The organism is Chryseobacterium indologenes, from assembly GCF_002025665.1.
GTDB lineage: Bacteria > Bacteroidota > Bacteroidia > Flavobacteriales > Weeksellaceae > Chryseobacterium > Chryseobacterium metallicongregator.
The window spans coordinates 128440-146925 of record NZ_CP018786.1 but is presented as its reverse complement, the minus strand read 5'-3'; the positions used below and the strand labels follow the sequence as shown (position 1 = coordinate 146925).

Below are 18486 nucleotides of genomic sequence, written 5' to 3'. Positions count from 1 at the left end.
GTTTCATAATCTGTTGATGATTGATTTCCATTTTAAGTTCAGCACTCCAAAAACAGCTTCATGGATAATTCCACCATTCATTTTGCTTTCTCCTAAAATTCTGTTGGTAAATATAATAGGAACTTCTACAATTCTGAAATCTTTTTTAAAAGCTCTGAATTTCATTTCAATCTGAAATCCATATCCCTTCAGTTTTACATTATCCAATCCTATTTCTTCCAATACTTTTCTTGAAAAGCAAACAAATCCTGCTGTCGTATCATGAATTGGAAGTCCTAATACAAACCTTACATATTTTGATGCAAAATAAGAAAGCAACACTCTTCCCATAGGCCAGTTCACTACATTCACTCCTTTTGAGTAACGGGAACCGATCGCCATATCTGCATTTTTACATGCTTCAAAAAGTTTCGGAAGATCGTTAGGATTGTGTGAAAAATCAGCATCCATTTCAAAAATATAGTCATATTTATTTTCGATGGCCCATTTAAACCCGTGGATATATGCCTTTCCCAATCCGTCTTTTACATGTCTTATGGACAGATGCAGATAATGCGGATGTTTCTTCTGCAGTTCTTTTACAATTTCTGCAGTTCCATCCGGAGAAGAATCATCTACGACTAAGATATGAAAGTCGTCCTCCAATGCAAAAACTGCGGAAATAATATTTTCAATATTTTCCTTTTCGTTATATGTCGGGATGATGACGAGTTTTTTCATTTCAGTTTGCAAAGATAGTTTATTTAACCTTTTTATTTTATACAAAATAATCTATAATTTTGCAAAAATATTTCTCGGGGATTAAGCGGATGAAACAGAAACTTTTATTCAACAGATCTGAACAATACGTAAAATCGATGAGAGCAAATATTTTAACTGCAGATTCATGGATCTGGTGACAGGAAAATCTGTGCCGGGCTGTGTTATATGAAGTTAAATAATAAATAAAAAAAACTTAAATTTTGCCATCATCACAACACTTCATCAATCACGTAAGAATACCTGAGAACAATGATTGGGTAATCTTTATCCTTGTGGGCTGTATATTTTTATATGTTTTTATGATGAACGTCATAGAAAGAGATGCCAGCCTCAAAGATTTTCTGCTTCAGAAATATTTTGATGCAAGCAACAATCTTCCCAGCTGGATTATCACTTCCTGTGTAACGACACTTACCCTGTCTGTATTAATTTCACAGTATGTACCTATAGTACCGAAATATATTGCAGATCTTCAACTTCTGGGATATCAGCTTAATAAATTTGGATATACATTGCTGGCAGTGCTGCTTTTTTATTTAACAAAGTCAACATTAGGATTTCTATTTTACCAAAGTATAGGGGATGGAAAAAAATGGACTATTTTTTATTTTACCTCCACAAAATTTTATTTCATTCTTTCATTTTTGCTAATAATTCTTTGTGTAGCCCATTATTACTTCCCGATAGACAGAAATAAAATGTTTTTATATTATTTCTGCTTCTTCGCTTTTGTATTCATTTTCAAAGTCTTTTTCTATTTATTTCACAAGAACAAGATTCTTCCCGAGAAATGGTATTATAAATTTTTGTATATTTGCACCCTCCAAATCGCACCATTATTATTGCTTTGGAAGTTGTTATTTTTTTAATAAAAGTCAATGATGAGAATAAAGTCTATATTGGTTTCTCAACCAGCGCCTAGTGAGTCTTCTCCATATTTGGATATAGCGAAGAAGGAAAAAATAAAGATTGATTTCCGTCCATTTATCCACGTCGAAGGGGTTGACAATAAAGAGCTCAGAACACAGAAAATAGATCTGACGCAGTATACCGGTATTATTTTTACCAGTAAAAATGCGATTGACCATTACTTCAGACTAGCAGAGGAATTGCGTTTTGCCGTTCCGGATACAATGAGATATATCTGCCAGTCGGAAGCAATTGCCAACTACCTTCAAAAGCATATTGTGTACAGAAAAAGAAAAATCAGCTTTGGGGAGAAAAACTTCTCAGACCTGCTTCCTCTTTTCAAAAAATTCCCAACTGAAAAATATCTGTTGCCATCTTCAGATGTTTTAAGTCCGGATATTGTAAAAACCATGGATGCATCTAATGTAGACTGGACAAGAGCAATTATGTACCGTACCGTATGCAGCGACCTTACAGATATCAATGTCAAAGATTATGACATGCTGATTTTCTTCAGTCCGCAGGGAATCAAATCGCTACAACAAAATTTCCCTGACTTCAAGCAGGATGAAACAAAGATCGGAGTTTTTGGAAACACAACTTTGGCAGCCGCAGAAGAAGCAGGATTAAAAGTAGATTTAATGGCACCTACGAAGGAAACACCTTCTATGACAATGGCCCTTGAAAAGTATATTAAAGCACTTCATAAATAGTCTTTAATTATAAAAATACAATGAACCATCTTTTCAATAAAGGAAAGATGGTTTTTTTTTACCTAAATTTGAACAAAAATTAACATTGATGGAATCTCTGTGTAAATCACTTACTTTCAGAAGAAAAGTATGAACACAGATTCTATTCAATAAAAAATTAAAAATACCCGGATGAAAGCTCCACAGGCAAAAAAAATAGAAAAAATATTAGAAACCCACGGCGATAAAAGAACCGATAATTACTTTTGGTTGAATGAAAGGGAAAATCCTGAAGTGATCAAATACATCGAGGAAGAAAATGCCTACGAAGAATTCATCATGAAAGATACGGAAACTCTCCAGGAAGAGCTTTTCGAAGAGATGAAAGCCCGTTATAAAAAGGATGATGAGTCTCTTCCTTATTTCTTTAATGAGTACTGGTATATTGTACGTTATGAAGAAGGTAAGGAATATCCTATTTTCTGCAGAAAGTTTAAAAGTCTTGAAAACGAAGAGGAAATTGTACTTGACGTTAATATTCTGGCAGAAGACAAAGAGTTTTTTGAGGTAGGAAGTGTGGCAGTAAGCCCCAATAACGAACTGGCCTCTTTTTCTTCGGATGATGTAGGAAGAAGAATTTACACCCTTAATTTTAAAAACTTAAAAACCGGAGAAATCCTGCCGGATACTATTCCTAATACGACAGGAAAAGCTGTTTGGGCAAATGATAACCAGCATATTTTTTATATCAGAAAAGACAAAAGCCTTCGTGCATTTCAGGTGTACAGACATCAGCTGGGAACCGATTCTGCAGAGGATATACTGATCTTCCATGAAGAAGATGATACTTTTGATGTAAACGTATTTAAAACAAAATCTTTACAATATATTTTCATTGCCAGCTCAAGCACTATTTCTGATGAACATCGTTTTATCCCTTCTGATAATGTATTTGCAGAATGGAAAGTGATCCAGCCAAGAATAGATGACCTTGAATATTCCGTAGAGCATTATGAAGATGAGTTTTATATCATTACCAATGCTGATGATGCTATCAATTTTAAGATTGTAAAAACAAAGATTGATAACTGCGGTATGGAAAACTGGATTGATGTTATTCCACACCGTGCTGAAGTTTTATTGGAAGGTTTTGAAATCTTTAAAGATTATCTGGTATTGGAAGAAAGGGAAAGAGGACTGCTTCAGATCAAAATTATCGATGAGAAAACACAGGAATCTTATTACTTACCGTTCTCAGACCCTACTTATACAGCTTACATCGGCATCAATCTGGAATTTGATACAGAGATTTTACGTTACGGTTACACATCCCTTACACAGCCTAGTTCCACCTATGAGTATAACATGAAGGACAAGACTACAAAGCTGCTGAAACAACAGGAAGTTTTGGGTGGAAAATTTGTTCCTGAAAATTATATTTCAGAAAGAATCTGGGCAGACTCAAGAGATGGAAGAACTAAAGTTCCTATTTCATTGGTATATCATAAAGATACCAAAAAATCTGCCAACACTCCGCTTCTTCTGTATGGTTACGGAAGCTACGGGCATACTGTTGATGCCAGCTTTTCGAATGTAAGATTATCTTTACTGGACAGAGGTTTCATCTATGCTATTGCTCACATTCGCGGTGGTGAATATTTGGGAAGAGAATGGTATGAGGACGGAAAAATGCTATTCAAGAAAAATACATTCTTTGATTTTATTGACGCAGGAAAATACTTAATTAAGGAAAATTATACTTCATCAAAACACATGTATGCGATGGGAGGAAGTGCCGGAGGTCTACTGGTAGGTGCTGTGGTGAATTATGAACCTCTGTTATTCAACGGAATTGTGGCACAGGTGCCATTTGTAGATGTTGTTTCTACGATGCTTGATGATACAATCCCTTTGACAACCGGAGAATATGACGAATGGGGAAACCCTAACGACGAGGAATATTATTATTATATGAAAGACTATTCTCCTTATGATAATGTAGAGGCTAAAGATTACCCTCACATGCTGATCACTACAGGATTCCACGATTCTCAGGTGCAGTATTGGGAACCGGCAAAATGGACAGCAAAACTGAGAGAATTAAAAACAGACGATAATATGTTAGTATTTAAAACTGACATGAGCTCCGGACACGGAGGAGCAAGCGGAAGATTTGAATCTCTGAAGGAAGATGCGTTGGAATTCGCATTTTTATTAAAACTAGAAAATCAAAAAGAATGATTAACGAATCCGAATATTGGAAAAAAATAGAACAGTTCTTCGAAGATAATTTTCAGACTGAGAAGAATCCGCCCATTGAAACCCTTTTATTTCTGATAGGGCTACAGGAGCTGGGAAGCGGCCAACAAAAATATACGAAAGAAGACAAGGTAAACCTGATTCATATTGCAGTATGCAGATTGCTTGAACCTTTTGGATATTATAAATTCACCCACTATGAAGATGGATGGCCACAGTTTGAAAGCCTGGAAGAACTCCCGGAATTAAAGCCTAATGAGCAGACTTTGCTTATGAAAAAGGCAATTATACAGTACTTTCAGGAAGAAGAGCTTTTATAAAGGCTGGAGGTTTGAAGAAAGAAACAGGAAGTTAATCCCTGTCGATAAATAAAAAGAGGATTTTCCAATGGAAAATCCTCTTTTTTATAAATAAGTATTTTTTACATCTTCAAACTCATCCAATTAATTCTTCCAATTGATTCAGCCCCATTTTAAATCCTTCTTCAAATCCCATGTCCATGAGCTTTTTCATCACTTCAGGAGAATGGTAATGGATGTTGATGGTTACTTTAGTACCTTCTTCCACTCCTGTAAAACCGATCAGCCATTTTGACCTTGGAAAATCTTCATTGATATTTCCTTCTTTATCAGCGAAAGCACTCAGCCAGTCAAGGCTTCTGTGTTCCATTATCTCCCCATATTGAGTCTTAGAATACATAGGTCCTTTTTCTCCGTTGGGCCCTACCATTGCATACATCCAGATTCCTCCTTCCCTGAAATCCTGACTTACTGTTTCACACTTCCAGGGCTTGGGTCCCCACCACTGGTCCAATAATTCGGCTTCTGTAAAATACTTCCACACTGTTGAAACATCAGCTTTATAAATCTTCATGACGTAAGTGCTGGACGCATCAAAATCTTTGTTGAAAATGATATTAGATTCCATAAATATTTATTTTTAATAAAGTTAGCACTTTATTTATGGAAAGCCACTTTTCATATGACAACTAAAGGATAATTCATAAATAATTGTTAAAAAACACTCTTTTAAGAGAAAAAAAACAATTTTTTGGCTCGTTTTTTGTTTATGTACTCTTAAAACAATTAATTTTAACATTCATTTTTCCAAAACCTATATAATTACATAATGAATAACAAATTCATCCCAATAATTTCAGTGTTTATGACAATCTCACTGATTGTCTTTGTAACGCTCCAATTTTATTGGTTGAAAGGCTATTACGGCGTACTGGAACAGGATTTTTCAAATAAAGTGTATGCAGTTTTGGAAAGTACTTCAAAAAGTATTGAAGAGATTGAGGCAGATAAATATTTGAATCAGGATTATAAAGATTTCAGAAAAAATATTCTGGCAAACAGCAAGCAGCCATCTTTAACCACCATCCAGCAAGTGGAGGATTCCGGTACTCAGAGACAGATTATCTATTCTAAAAATATTATTGAAAAAACACAGCTTCCAATTTCCCAAAAAGGAGATTCTATTAAGCTGACCACTTTATATACAGATGAAGCCGCCTATAAAATAAAAAGAGATACCACTAATCGCGAACTTTTAACGCAAGATATCAATCAGGAGATTGAGACAGGAGATTACTCCATGAAAGAATTCGTCAAAGTATATGGAAACAACCTTCCTATTACTAAAAGAGTGGATCCGAAAACGCTGGACTCTGTTATTGCAAAAGAGCTTAAAATCCGAGGTATTACGGCCAAATTCGGATATGGAGTTCTGGACCGCAACAATAAACTTACAAGCATTGCCAATAAGGCTTACAAAGAGAAAAAAGACAGTAATACCTACAGCTTTCCTCTTTTTGCCGATAAGAAAAATACGTTATACAGCCTCGCATTAGTCTTCCCTAAAAAAGAATATTCTCTTGCGATGAACAACTGGCCCATGCTTCTGGGAACATTCCTATCTCTTCTTACGATTCTTGGGATTTATATTATTTCCATCAATTATATGATGAGACAGAAAAAGCTTGCTGAAGTGAAAACAGACTTCATCAACAATATGTCCCATGAGTTTAAAACACCATTGGCAACGATTTCTGTGGCTACGGATTCATTAGCTAATGACAAAATAGCCACCAATCCGGACAAGGTAAAATATTACTCCGAACTGATCAAGCAGGAGAACTTAAGGATGAAAAAGCAGGTGGAAAACGTACTCAATATGTCTAAGCTTGAAAGAAATGAAGTAGAATTATTCTTAAAAGAAACCAACGTAAGAGAATTAATCAAAAGGACAACAGAATCTTTCAATCTGATTGTACAGCAAAGAAACGGAACGCTTACGCAGAAATTTAATGCTACCCATTATAATTTTAAAATAGATGAATTCCACATCTCGAATATGCTGGTGAACTTACTCGATAATGCCAACAAATACTCTCCTGAAGCACCGGAAATACATGTAGAAACAAGAAATGAAGGACACTGGTACGTGATTGAAATTTCCGATAAAGGAATGGGAATGGATACCCAGAATAAAACCAAAATTTTCGAGAAGTTCTTCAGAGAAGAAACCGGAAATATTCACAACGTAAAAGGACAGGGATTAGGTCTTTCTTACGTGAAGAAAATTGTAGAACTGCACAAAGGACAGATTATCGTAGACTCTCATAAAGGAAAAGGAAGTACGTTCACGATAAAGCTGCCAATGGGATAAAATGCAAATGATAAATGATAAGTCATCAATGATCGTTTATCAATTATAAAAATAAAAAGGTTAAACCAAATATCAAAATATAGAAGATAGAGTGAGGAAGTTCATTCTTAATTGTTAATTTTTAATTATTAAAATTATGAGCAACAGAATATTATTAGTAGAGGACGATCAGAGTTTCGGGGCGGTGCTTAAAGATTATTTGACCATCAATAATTTTGAAGTAACTCTTGCCACTGACGGGGAGCAGGGACTAAAAGAATTTACAGAAAATGAATTCGATATCTGCATATTTGACGTAATGATGCCTAAAAAAGACGGATTTTCATTAGCGGAAGACGTAAAAAAGATTGATAAAAATACACCTATCATTTTCCTTACTGCAAGAAACATGAGAGAAGATATCTTGAAAGGATATCAGCTGGGTGCGGATGATTATATTACAAAACCATTCGATACTGAACTTCTTTTATACAAAATAAAAGCTATTCTTCAGAGAAGTTCTACCTTGGAAAATGAAGAACAGGAGCAGTTTAAAATCAGCAATATTTTCTTCGACTCTATGCTGAGACAGCTAAAAGTAGGTGATAAAGAATACAAACTTTCTCCTAAAGAGAATGAATTATTAAAACTTCTTTGCATCCACAGAAATGATTTTATGCCAAGAGATCTTGCCTTAAGAAAGATCTGGAAAAAGGAAAATTATTTTACAGCAAGAAGTATGGACGTTTATATTGCCAAGCTTCGTAAGTTGTTAAAAGACGACGAAGGATTAGAAATCATCAACGTTCACGGAGAAGGGTTTAGACTTTTGGTAAAAAATTAATCCAAAAATCAAATTATAAGTATAAAATTAGCAAAACAATTGAAAATGTTTTGCTAATTTTGTTTCATACCCATGGATATGAAGAATACATTTATAAGTTTGATCGCCGTATCATTATTAGCTGCATCTTGTAAAAAGGATGAAAGAGCTACTTATTTAAAAGAAGAAGCCAACGCTGGCCAGCCCAACGTAGCCCTAAATACCACCTCAAAAACTGCTCTGATGGATCAGGCAGGCATCCAATCCAATTCTACTCCTGCTCCTATGGCAACAGCTCCGGGAATGAATCCTCCACACGGGCAACCTGGGCATCGATGCGATATACCAGTAGGACAACCTCTGAATGGTGCTCCGGCAGCAGCTACTCCTGCTACACAAAATGTAAATGTAAATGTAAATGGAGGGAATACGATTCAAATTGATCCAAATGCTGTATCACCAGGAAAAATGACCCTTGATAACAACGGAAAACAGGTAAAAACCGCTCCGGGAATGAATCCTCCGCACGGACAGCCTGGACACCGTTGTGATATTCCCGTAGGACAGCCATTAAGCAGTAAACCTGCACCAACACAGCAACCGGCTCAAAATTCAGTACAGACAACTCCGGCTCCTGCACCTGCAGCACAGAATCTCGCAATGGGTGAAAAACCGAAATTGAATCCTGCCCATGGAGAGCCGTGGCACAGCTGTTCTTTGAAAGTTGGTGATCCTTTGCCATAAATTTTGTATTTTTGCAGAGATGAAGCTGTTTCACCTACTTGCAATAGTGTTTTGCCTGGGAGTCTTTCTGATTCCCAAGGATAACTTCTATGCGCAAGGGGCACAGGAAACATGCTGTAAAGCAGAGTCTTCCAAAAAAATGGACTGCTGTAAAAATCATTCTTCAAAAAAAGACAGTAACCATGATAAAACAAAATCATGTAAAGATGACTGCTGCTCATCATGTGTTGCCTGCTACACTTTTATTGAAACCCCATTCTCAAAAAATCTACGGTTGGAACTGTCTTATTACAAAGCCAATAAGAATCCTCAGTTTCACTATTCAGATCCTTATCTTTCAGACCGTTTAAAGGAAATCTGGCAACCGCCCAAGATAGGTTAATTAAAACATCAAGGGTTCATTATGTATTATAGTGAACTGTTTTTTAATTAATTTAAACTTTTAAACAAAATGAAATTACATATTTCCAGGTTGATACTTGGTGCATTATTCCTATTTACACAATTTATATCTGCTCAAACACTTTCAAAAAATCAGTTCAAGGTCAAAGGGAACTGCGAAATGTGCAAAACAAGAATTGAAAGTGCGGCTAAAAAAGCTGGTGCGAAAACAGCAGTTTACTCTATTGATCTTCAAACGTTAACCTTTGAAACAGACAAAGCTTCCGCTGATGATATTTTGAAAAAAGTAGCAGACGCAGGTCATGATAATGAGAAATTCAAAGCGCCTGATACAACCTATGAAGGACTTCCTGGATGTTGCCATTACGAAAGAGATGCAAAGCCTTCACAAGCAGAAACAAGCCATGAGCATCATGTAAGTGCCGCTATTTCCACTAAAAAAGAGAATGAATTCTATGTTAGAGGAAACTGTGCTTCTTGTAAAGCCAGAATTGAAAAAGCATCCAAAGATGCCGGAGCCAGTACTGCGGAATGGAATGCAGAGAAACAAACGGTTACTTTAAATTTTGATCCTTCAAAAACCTCATCAGATAAGATTTTAAAGGCTATTGCTGATGCAGGACATGATAATGAAAAATATAAAGCTACTGATGCTGTTTACAATGGCCTTCCGGGATGTTGCCTGTATGACAGAGAGTTTACTTTTGGTGAACCCAACCCAAAAGTGCACTACGAAGAAGCAACGAAGCATGAAGATCATAAAGACGATGAGACTTCTGCGGCTAAAGAGAATCATTCTCAGCATGAAAAAAATATCGACGGAGTTGTTGTAACAGGTTCCAAAGCAGCGACAGCTTTAAGCAAAAAAGAAGCCGGACTTGTTTTTAATATTGATAAAAAAGAGCTGTTAAAGGCGGCTTGCTGTAATCTTTCTGAGAGTTTCGAAACCAACGCAACGGTAGACGTATCTTTCAGTAATGCGGTTACCGGAACAAAACAGTTGAAAATGCTGGGTCTGGATCAAAAATATACCAGCTTAACGAAGGAACAACTCCCTGAAATCAGAGGATTGGCTTCTGCCTATGGATTAAATTTTATTCCGGGAAGATGGATTGAAAGTATTCAACTTACCAAAGGAGGAAGTACGGTTACGAACGGTTACGAAAGTATCACAGGACAGATCAATACAGAACTTCTGAAGAATGCCAAAACTCCTGAAACGTCACTGAACCTTTTTTCTGACTTCAATGGAAGAGCGGAAATCAATATCACCAATGTTTCTCCTATCAACGATAAATGGTCACAAACTTTCCTTCTTCACGGAAACGGAACGTTTGGAAATACGGATATGAACCATGATGGTTTTCTGGACAGACCGAAAGGAACACAGATTAATGCAGCATATTTACTGAATTATAACGATCTTGAAAAGTCAGGATTCGGATCTCATTTTGGAATTAATTTTATCAGAGATGAAAGAACTGCAGGACAGATTGGATTTGATAAAAAAATTGGTCAGGACAAGCAACCTTTTTATGGGGTAGGAATCGATATTTCAAGATTTCAGGTTTGGAATAAAACAGGGTATGTTTTTAAAGGAAAACCTTACCAGAGTATCGGATGGATGAACCAATATGTTTACCACCAACAGGACAGCTTTTTCGGATTGAGAAATTATGCAGGGCAGCAGCATACGTATTATTCCAATTTAATTTTTGAAAGTATCATCGGAAATACCAACCACAAGTATAAGGCTGGAGCAAGTTTCTTATATGACGGTTATAAAGAAACGTATTTGCTGAATGATATGAGAAGAAATGAAATTGTACCAGGGATTTTTGCTGAATATACTTTAACTGGTTTAAAATATACTTTAGTAGCAGGTTCAAGAGTAGATTTCCACAATCTTGCAGGAACACAGTTTACGCCGAGACTTAATTTTAAATATGATTTCACTCCTCAGACTATTTTAAGACTTTCTGCGGGAAGAGGATTCAGAACAGCGAATGTATTTGCGGAAAGCCAGCAGTATTTTGCATCGAACAGAGCTATCAATATTTTATCTAATGGAGGAAATATTTATGGATTAAGACCTGAAATTGCATGGAATTATGGGGCGAGCTTACAACAGGAATTTAAGTTATTTGGAAGAAAATCAAGCATTGTTGCAGACTTCTTCAGAACAGATTTCCAGGATCAGGTATTGGTAGATTTGGATAAGTCTCCTCAACAGCTGACATTCTATAATCTGGATGGAAAATCATTTGCGAATTCATTCCAGACCCAATGGGATTTTATGCCTATAAAAAATCTTGAAGTAAGACTTGCTTATAAATATTATGATGTGCAGGCTGATTATATCGGTGGAAGAAGAGAAGTTCCTTTTATGGCGAAGCACAGAGGATTTGTAAACCTGGCCTATTCAACCAATAAAAATGATAATGGCGGATTCTGGAGTTTTGATACGACTTTAAACTGGGTTGGAAAGCAAAGACTTCCTGATACTTCAAGTAATCCTGCAGAGTTTCAGTTACCAACGTATTCAGAATCTTATGCGGTTCTTAATGCTCAGATTTCAAGAAATTTCAATAAAAAGATCAGAGCTTATTTAGGTGGCGAAAACCTTACCTCTTACTATCAGAAAAATGCGATTGTAGATTTTAAAAATCCTTTCGGTAATTATTTTGACGGAGGAATGGTATACGCTCCAATTATGAAGGCTAACTTGTATGTGGGACTGGATGTGACGTTTTAAGGCTGGAAGCTGGAAGAATGAAGCTGAGTGTGCCTACAACCAAGTAAAGTTTTATCTTATTGAGGATAAAATCTGAATACACAAAAACCTTATAGGTTTCAGAAACCTATAAGGTTTAATTTTTATCATAAGCAGGTAAAATTCGCCACTCATAGCGCGGAAAAAATCCAAAAGTTTTGAAAACCACCAGTAACACCCTTCTTCCATCCTCAAGCTTCCTTACAATAAAAAATCCGCTTCATTGAAGCGGATTTTTTATTTATCTTCCAAAGTCATCCTGTACTCTTACGATATCATCTTCGTCTGAAGGATTGGATGCATCGGTATGCTGCCAGATTTCAGCAACAATTCCCCAGCCTGCAAGACCAATTAATCTGTGTCTTTCTCCCTGCTGAAGTTTCACCTGATCTTTCGGGCCGTATTCTCCCAACTCTCCTTCTTCATCGGTATTGCTTCTTTTGATTCCTACTGTTCCTTCTACTACCTGCCAGATTTCGGCTCTTCTGTGGTGATATTGCCAGCTTAATCTTGCTTCCGGAGCTACGATAAGAATTTTCGGGCTTAGCTTTCCTCCTATTCTAAGATTGTCTACATCAATCCCATCGAAATATTGGTTAGCAAAATCCTGTGCCTGCGTTTCATCAATCACAAAAAATCCTCCCCATGGTCTTGTATCATCTTTTGCTGCGATGTTAAAACCTTGTCCTTGCAGCATGCTTTCTACTCTATGGAATATTTCTTTTTTTTCTGTACTCATACAGCTATATTTTTAATTTAAAAATTATTTATTTGATTCTTCTTTTGACATTGAATAGGGAAAATCTTTTTCCTGTGAACCTCTTTCTTTATTGGGTTTGCTGTCCATTTTAAAGTCTAAAACAGCTCCCTTCATCAGTTCTTTATGGCTCAGCCAGTTTTTGGAATAAGGCTGTTGGTTTACATTCAAAGATTTTACATATAAATTTTCTGCATTATTTTCCGGAGCTTTTATTTCAATTTTCTTACCATTTTCCAAATGGATGGTAGCTTCTTTAAATAATGGTGCTCCCAAGACATATTGATCCGTTGCAGGTGTTACCGGATAAAAACCTAGTGCTGAGAAAATATACCAGGCAGAAGTTTGTCCGTTGTCTTCATCACCGCAATATCCGTCCGGAGTTGCATGGTAAAGCTTATTCATCACCTGTCTAGCCCAATATTGTGTTTTGTAAGGTGCTCCTGCATAGTTATACAGATAAATCATGTGCTGGATAGGCTGATTTCCGTGCGCATACTGCCCCATGTTCATGATCTGCATTTCTCTGATCTCGTGGATCACACCTCCATAATAACTGTCATCAAAAACTGGTGGCAATGAGAAAACTTCATCTAATTTGGCTTCAAATTTCTTTTTACCACCCATCAGTTCTGCCAGACCATCAATGTCCTGGAAAACCGACCATGTGTAATGCCAGCTGTTTCCTTCTGTGAAAGCATCTCCCCATTTAAAAGGATTGAAAGGTTTCTGGAAGTTACCGTCTTTATTTTTACCACGCATTAAACCTGTTTCCTTATCAAATACATTTTTGTAATTATAAGCTCTTTTCTTGTAGATATCAATTTCAGAAGCAGGTTTCCCAAGTGCTTTTCCTAGCTGATAGATTGAAAAGTCATCATAAGCATATTCCAATGTTCTGGCTGCATTTTCATTGATTTTCACATCATAAGGAACATAGCCTAAAGTGTTATAATATTCTACTCCTGCACGGCCTACAGCTTCTATAGGACCTGCATTATTCGCTCCGTGTTTTACTGCCTGCCAAAGTGCTTCTGTGTCATATCCGCGAAGTCCTTTGATGTAAGCATCTGCGACTACGGATGCAGAATTATTTCCAATCATAATATCAGAATATCCAGGACTGCTCCACTCCGGTAAGAAACCTCCTTCTTTGTAAGCATTGGCCAGTCCTTCCTGCATTTCTACATTGATGCTTGGATAAACAAGATTCAGGAATGGATATAAAGCACGGAAAGTATCCCAAAAGCCGGTTCCGGCAAACATTCTTCCGTCAACAATTTTTCCGTTGTAAGGACTCCAGTGTTTTATTTTATTCTGAGCATCTACTTCATATAATTTCTGCGGGAAGAATAAAGTTCTGTATAAAGAGGAATAAAAAGTTCTCATTTGCTGATCTGTTCCTCCTTTTACATCTATTTTTCCTAATGTTTTATTCCAGATATTTTTAGCATCGGTTTTTACCTGTTCAAAATTTCTGTTTCCGATTTCTCTTTTAAGGTTAAGTTCTGCCTGCTCAAAACTGATGAATGAAGAGGCTACTTTTGCATAAACCGTTTCTTTATTTTTAAGCTTAAACCCTACTACAGCTCCTGTATGATCACTGGTAATTTCCAACTGATCATTAACCAGCTTATCATCTTTCCAGGTTTTTGTCAGTTCAAAATCTTTATCAAACTGAATAACAAAGTAGTTTTTAAAGTTCTCATATTTCCCGGTAGAATATCTCGTTGTGTATCCCAGGATTTTTCTTTCTTTCGGTAAAATCTTGATGTAAGAGCCTTTATTCAGAGCATCAACCACTACGTAAGCGCTGTCAGTCTTTGGAAAGTCAAATTTAAAATAAGAAGCTCTTTCTGTAGGCGTAAATTCTGTAGTAACATTGATATCCGCCAGATAAACACTATAAAAATAAGGTGTGGTAACCTCAGCTTTATGGCTGAACCAGCTTGCTCTTTCGTCTTCTTTAAATTTCACTTTCCCCACTCCAGGCATAATGGCAAAAGCACCATAATCGTTCATCCACGGGGATGGCTGGTGGGTTTGTTTAAATCCTTTTATTTTATCTGCATCATAGGTATATGCCCATCCGTCACCCATTTTACCGGTCTGCGGTGTCCAGATATTCATTCCCCAAGGAAGTCCGACAGCCGGATAAGTATTTCCATTGGATAATGAAGGTTTGGATTGTGTTCCCATCAAAGGATTCACATAATCTACGGGAGATATGTTCTGCCCTAACGCCCAGGCCTGTAATAACAGTAAGCAAGTAGAAAATATAAACTTCATTGTATCTTTTCGTTTGTTAATTTATATACGCTTTTTTAATGCATAGCTTGCAGCTCCAAGAATAGCGGCATCTTCAAAAATGGCAGAAATTTTAACCTGCAAGTTAATATTATTCTTTGTTAAGTTCTGAATAAATCTTTGTTCAAAATGAGGATAAGCTTTGGCAATATTTCCTCCTATAACTAAAACTTCCGGTTTGTAATGATCTATATATCTGACAATAAACTCAGAAAAGGCGTCTGCATAATCGTTAAACATTTGAGTCTGTATTTCTGCTGGTTTATCCAGAAGATCTTTGGTTCCGGAGATTTCCTCTCCTGTCAGTTCTTTATAATGATTCACAAACCAGCGTGTTGCCAGATAATCTTCACAGATAGAGTTTCTGAAGGGAGAATCCCATAGATCTTCATCCGTTGCAAATTCTCCGTTGAAGAAGGTCGTTCCCAGCCCTGTGCCGAGGGTTACTCCAAAAGCACTATTGAATCCCTGAGCACATCCTCCGAATACTTCTCCCTCCATAAAAGCAGCAGCATCATTTACAAAATGAATCTGTTTCTGAGAAATGTCCAGTCTTTTAGCCAGTTCTTCTTTGATATTCACCTGATAGATATCAATAAATTTTCCCTGCTGCATCAGCGATATCCCATTTTCATAATCGAAGGGTCCCGGCATTGCAATACCAATGAGAAGATTTTCTTTTACCAGATCATGAGCCACTTTTTCAATAGCTGAAACCCATGCATTGAAAATAATTTCTTTGTTTTCAAAAGCATCCACATGCTCCCTTACATAGGTTGATGAAATGATTTCACGTTTTCCAGCATCTACCTGAGCCAACGTGATGTGAGAGCCTCCGATATCGATTCCTACAATATTCTGCATTATTTTTTTATTTTAAATTCAAGACATCCCTGTGACTGAAAAAACAGACAAACAGAAGTATACCCCTGTCTGTCTGCTTTGTATTTCAGACTTTATATTTATAATCCTGATAATTATATCATTATCTGAATTTTTACTTCACGATAATTTTACCAGTTGATAATACTTTACTGTTTGAGGATGTAATCTTGTAAATATAAGTACCACTGATTAAATCCTGTGTATTCACTGCATTATTATTTTGATTAATACTCTGTTTTTTGAATAATTTTCCTGATGCGTCATACAATGCCACTTCAGTTGCCGAATTATCACTAATAGCAAAATGAATGTCATTTCCTCTTTTAACCGGATTCGGATAAGCGGCGTTGTTCTCTTTTACAGATTCAATATCTTTCACGGCAAGAGATGAAGCACAGGCAACATCTGTTCTCCAGTTCGCATCTGTCATATTGATCAGGGTCGCAAAATGGGTATTTGTTGTAGCATCTAATGCGCCTAAACCACTTCCTTCATCCATTTTCCAATTAGCTTCAAGACCTGTGGAGTTGGCAGGAACATTACAGCTGTTGCTCAGAATTTCCTGTGGTGTTAATGCTTTTTTCCAAACTCTGAATTCATCCAGGAAGCCGTTGATTGTACGGGAATTGTCATAATTTCTTCCCAGATAAAGGATTCCGTTTGCTGTAAAGTTACCTGTTACTGCAAAGCTGGCATCAAGGTTACCATTGACATAAATTTTCATTGCTGCCCCATCATAAGTGGCTGCTATATGATACCATGTGTTGGTATTGAATGCTGTATTCGTGTTAAGCTTCACCTGTGATGAACCGAAGCTCAGGATAAACTGAAGTTTGTTATTCGCCAGGTTTCCATCACCGAATCTAAGCATTGCTGAGTTATTATCTCCTACTTCCACTCCCATTACTGATGAAATATAAGGGAATCCTGTTTTGAAAGCATTTACTTTTACCCACCCTTCAAATGTCATAGCATTTCCGCTCAGGTTAAATTGTCCTGCGTTAAGATAGTGCGTGCTTCCGTTGAAAGAAAGAGATCTTGCTCCCGGACTTGTAACAGGGGCAAAACCGCTATTGAATGATCCTTCACCTGAATAGGTACTTGTAGTTCCTCCGGCACATCCCGCCTGTACTTTCCACACATAGTTGGTATTGGCTGTCAGGTTTTGTAATGAGTAGGAATTGGTTGTGATATTTGGAATTTCAGACCAGGTGGTGGCTGCAGCTGTTTTATACTGCAGGGTATATGAAGTTGCATTTCCTGCATCCCATGATAGCTGAGCAGTATTACCAAGGAAACTTCCGGAAGTTAATCCTGATGGCGTAGTGCAGCCACTTCCGGAGTTAAACCTTGGTGCAAAAATATAAGTACTTGTTAATGTCGGTGAGCAGTTGGATTGTATTCTCCAATCATAATTTGTATTCAGGGTAAGATTATTAATGACAATATTATTTCCTGAATAATTATTGGCAACGTTTGTCCATACTGTAGAGTTGGCCGGTTTATAGTCAATATTATAAGACTGGGAAGCGTTGGAAGTCCAGTTCAGTTTTGCTGAAGTTCCTGTTACATTGGAAACATCAAGTCCCAATGGCGGATCACAAGCCTGTCCCTGCGACCATGAATATAATTGACCGCTTAAGAGTGTATTTTCATTATAAAGAATATTGGAACCTGTGCTCAGATAGCTGGCTACATTGGTTCCTCCCAGGTCATACCACATGAATACACCATACTGATCATTTTTTGTACTGGTTGCTAAGTTTGCCAGTGTAGTTGCTGATGTAGAACTTGGATTCGAATTTTGGATCCATGTTGCAGCAGCAGAAATTTTAGATTTATTAAGTGGAGGAACAACAGGAGCATTATATGTACTGTACATCGCATTCCATGTATAATCAATATAATTTCCTGCCAGATCTCCATTATAAGTTTGTCTTGTCGTAGCAGGACCGTAATAATAGAATGTAATCAGTTTATCAGGCATTGCTGCTTTCAATTCCTGCAGCAGCATTACAAAAGAACTGTTATTAGGCTGCCCTGTTCCGTTGTTTCCATAACCTGCGTATTCATCATCAAGATCTACTCCATCCAGACCGTAAGTATAAACGGTATGAGCCACCTGCAAAGCGAAATCTTTTGCTGCTTCACGGTTAGGAAAATTAGAAATTCCGGCTCCCTGATGATTTCCTAAAAGATCAAGCAATACTTTTATCCCTTTTTGCTGTAAAGGTTTTACATAGGTATTGACATCATTAAGGACTTTGGTAACGTTGTTATTGTTTGAGATATAAGCACGGTTTTTGGAAACATCATAGTTGATATTCGCTGCAAAAATAATAGCCACATCAAAAAGCTGTCTGTTCGTATTCTGCAAAGTATAGGAACCTGCATTCAGCGGATTATTGTTATTTACTTCCACATAGCAGACTCCTAAAGGATCAAGCTGCTGTGCTTTGAGTAATGGCGCCGACTGAAGCATCAAAGCCATCAGGGGAATAAAAAAGGATTTTTTTCTCAT

General features: G+C 36.9%; 15 protein-coding genes. 9 read left to right on the top strand and 6 right to left on the bottom strand.

Annotated features, from left to right (window positions below; genetic code table 11):
- Positions 1-3: 3 nt before the first annotated feature.
- Positions 4-720, bottom strand: a complete 717-nt coding sequence (locus BUE84_RS00630) for a polyprenol monophosphomannose synthase (protein WP_079240090.1) — start codon at positions 718-720, stop codon at positions 4-6.
- A gap of 341 nt (positions 721-1061) precedes the next feature.
- Here BUE84_RS00630 and BUE84_RS00625 point away from each other — a divergent pair, with 341 nt between their 5' ends.
- From BUE84_RS00625 to BUE84_RS00610, 4 genes are all read left to right on the top strand, one after another.
- Entirely contained in the window at positions 1062-1631 is a 570-nt protein-coding gene (locus tag BUE84_RS00625; protein WP_238594340.1) for a DUF4271 domain-containing protein, read from the top strand.
- A gap of 12 nt (positions 1632-1643) precedes the next feature.
- A complete protein-coding gene (locus BUE84_RS00620; RefSeq protein ID WP_034691594.1) occupies positions 1644-2384 on the top strand; it encodes a uroporphyrinogen-III synthase in 741 nt (246 codons plus the stop codon).
- Between the two features lie 171 nt (positions 2385-2555).
- Positions 2556-4604 (top strand): S9 family peptidase, encoded by a 2049-nt coding sequence (locus BUE84_RS00615; RefSeq protein WP_079240089.1) that lies wholly within the window; start codon positions 2556-2558, stop codon positions 4602-4604.
- Entirely contained in the window at positions 4601-4942 is a 342-nt protein-coding gene (locus BUE84_RS00610) for a hypothetical protein (protein ID WP_079240088.1), read from the top strand. Before BUE84_RS00615 ends, BUE84_RS00610 begins: the two co-directional genes overlap by 4 nt.
- A gap of 115 nt (positions 4943-5057) precedes the next feature.
- Here BUE84_RS00610 and BUE84_RS00605 read toward each other — a convergent pair whose 3' ends face one another.
- Positions 5058-5549 (bottom strand): SRPBCC domain-containing protein, encoded by a 492-nt coding sequence (locus BUE84_RS00605; protein ID WP_079240087.1) that lies wholly within the window; start codon positions 5547-5549, stop codon positions 5058-5060.
- Positions 5550-5750: 201 nt separating this feature from the next.
- Between BUE84_RS00605 and BUE84_RS00600 the strand changes: the two genes are divergently transcribed.
- From BUE84_RS00600 to BUE84_RS00580, 5 genes are all read left to right on the top strand, one after another.
- Positions 5751-7295 (top strand): sensor histidine kinase, encoded by a 1545-nt coding sequence (locus tag BUE84_RS00600; protein WP_079240086.1) that lies wholly within the window; start codon positions 5751-5753, stop codon positions 7293-7295.
- 136 nt (positions 7296-7431) lie between these two features.
- Positions 7432-8118, top strand: a complete 687-nt coding sequence (locus BUE84_RS00595; RefSeq protein ID WP_002982671.1) for a response regulator transcription factor — start codon at positions 7432-7434, stop codon at positions 8116-8118.
- Positions 8119-8190: 72 nt separating this feature from the next.
- Positions 8191-8841: a hypothetical protein gene (locus BUE84_RS00590; protein ID WP_079240085.1), complete on the top strand. Its 651-nt coding sequence runs from the start codon at positions 8191-8193 to the stop codon at positions 8839-8841.
- A gap of 19 nt (positions 8842-8860) precedes the next feature.
- Positions 8861-9223 (top strand): hypothetical protein, encoded by a 363-nt coding sequence (locus tag BUE84_RS00585; RefSeq protein WP_238594338.1) that lies wholly within the window; start codon positions 8861-8863, stop codon positions 9221-9223.
- Positions 9224-9292: 69 nt separating this feature from the next.
- Positions 9293-11998, top strand: a complete 2706-nt coding sequence (locus BUE84_RS00580; protein WP_079240084.1) for a TonB-dependent receptor domain-containing protein — start codon at positions 9293-9295, stop codon at positions 11996-11998.
- Positions 11999-12257: 259 nt separating this feature from the next.
- Here BUE84_RS00580 and BUE84_RS00575 read toward each other — a convergent pair whose 3' ends face one another.
- The 4 genes from BUE84_RS00575 to BUE84_RS00560 all read right to left on the bottom strand — a co-directional run bounded on the left by BUE84_RS00575 (position 12258) and on the right by BUE84_RS00560 (position 18486).
- Positions 12258-12755, bottom strand: a complete 498-nt coding sequence (locus tag BUE84_RS00575; RefSeq protein ID WP_079240083.1) for a phosphoheptose isomerase — start codon at positions 12753-12755, stop codon at positions 12258-12260.
- A gap of 24 nt (positions 12756-12779) precedes the next feature.
- Positions 12780-15062 carry a GH92 family glycosyl hydrolase gene (locus tag BUE84_RS00570; RefSeq protein WP_079240082.1) on the bottom strand — a complete coding sequence of 761 codons (2283 nt, stop codon included), beginning with the start codon at positions 15060-15062 and terminating at the stop codon, positions 12780-12782.
- Positions 15063-15083: 21 nt separating this feature from the next.
- Complete coding sequence (locus BUE84_RS00565) at positions 15084-15944, bottom strand: ROK family protein (RefSeq protein ID WP_079240081.1); 861 nt, start codon at positions 15942-15944, stop codon at positions 15084-15086.
- A gap of 133 nt (positions 15945-16077) precedes the next feature.
- Positions 16078-18486 carry an endo-beta-N-acetylglucosaminidase H gene (locus BUE84_RS00560; RefSeq protein ID WP_079240080.1) on the bottom strand — a complete coding sequence of 803 codons (2409 nt, stop codon included), beginning with the start codon at positions 18484-18486 and terminating at the stop codon, positions 16078-16080.

What these genes read in the sequence shown, in the direction of transcription:
- BUE84_RS00630 (WP_079240090.1), bottom strand. Translation starts at nt 720, where the DNA reads ATGAAAAAACTCGTCATCATCCCGACATATAACGAAAAGGAAAATATT.
- BUE84_RS00625 (WP_238594340.1), top strand. Translation starts at nt 1,062, where the DNA reads ATGATGAACGTCATAGAAAGAGATGCCAGCCTCAAAGATTTTCTGCTT.
- BUE84_RS00620 (WP_034691594.1), top strand. Translation starts at nt 1,644, where the DNA reads ATGAGAATAAAGTCTATATTGGTTTCTCAACCAGCGCCTAGTGAGTCT.
- BUE84_RS00615 (WP_079240089.1), top strand. Translation starts at nt 2,556, where the DNA reads ATGAAAGCTCCACAGGCAAAAAAAATAGAAAAAATATTAGAAACCCAC.
- BUE84_RS00610 (WP_079240088.1), top strand. Translation starts at nt 4,601, where the DNA reads ATGATTAACGAATCCGAATATTGGAAAAAAATAGAACAGTTCTTCGAA.
- BUE84_RS00605 (WP_079240087.1), bottom strand. Translation starts at nt 5,549, where the DNA reads ATGGAATCTAATATCATTTTCAACAAAGATTTTGATGCGTCCAGCACT.
- BUE84_RS00600 (WP_079240086.1), top strand. Translation starts at nt 5,751, where the DNA reads ATGAATAACAAATTCATCCCAATAATTTCAGTGTTTATGACAATCTCA.
- BUE84_RS00595 (WP_002982671.1), top strand. Translation starts at nt 7,432, where the DNA reads ATGAGCAACAGAATATTATTAGTAGAGGACGATCAGAGTTTCGGGGCG.
- BUE84_RS00590 (WP_079240085.1), top strand. Translation starts at nt 8,191, where the DNA reads ATGGATATGAAGAATACATTTATAAGTTTGATCGCCGTATCATTATTA.
- BUE84_RS00585 (WP_238594338.1), top strand. Translation starts at nt 8,861, where the DNA reads ATGAAGCTGTTTCACCTACTTGCAATAGTGTTTTGCCTGGGAGTCTTT.
- BUE84_RS00580 (WP_079240084.1), top strand. Translation starts at nt 9,293, where the DNA reads ATGAAATTACATATTTCCAGGTTGATACTTGGTGCATTATTCCTATTT.
- BUE84_RS00575 (WP_079240083.1), bottom strand. Translation starts at nt 12,755, where the DNA reads ATGAGTACAGAAAAAAAAGAAATATTCCATAGAGTAGAAAGCATGCTG.
- BUE84_RS00570 (WP_079240082.1), bottom strand. Translation starts at nt 15,062, where the DNA reads ATGAAGTTTATATTTTCTACTTGCTTACTGTTATTACAGGCCTGGGCG.
- BUE84_RS00565 (WP_079240081.1), bottom strand. Translation starts at nt 15,944, where the DNA reads ATGCAGAATATTGTAGGAATCGATATCGGAGGCTCTCACATCACGTTG.
- BUE84_RS00560 (WP_079240080.1), bottom strand. Translation starts at nt 18,486, where the DNA reads ATGAGAAAAAAATCCTTTTTTATTCCCCTGATGGCTTTGATGCTTCAG.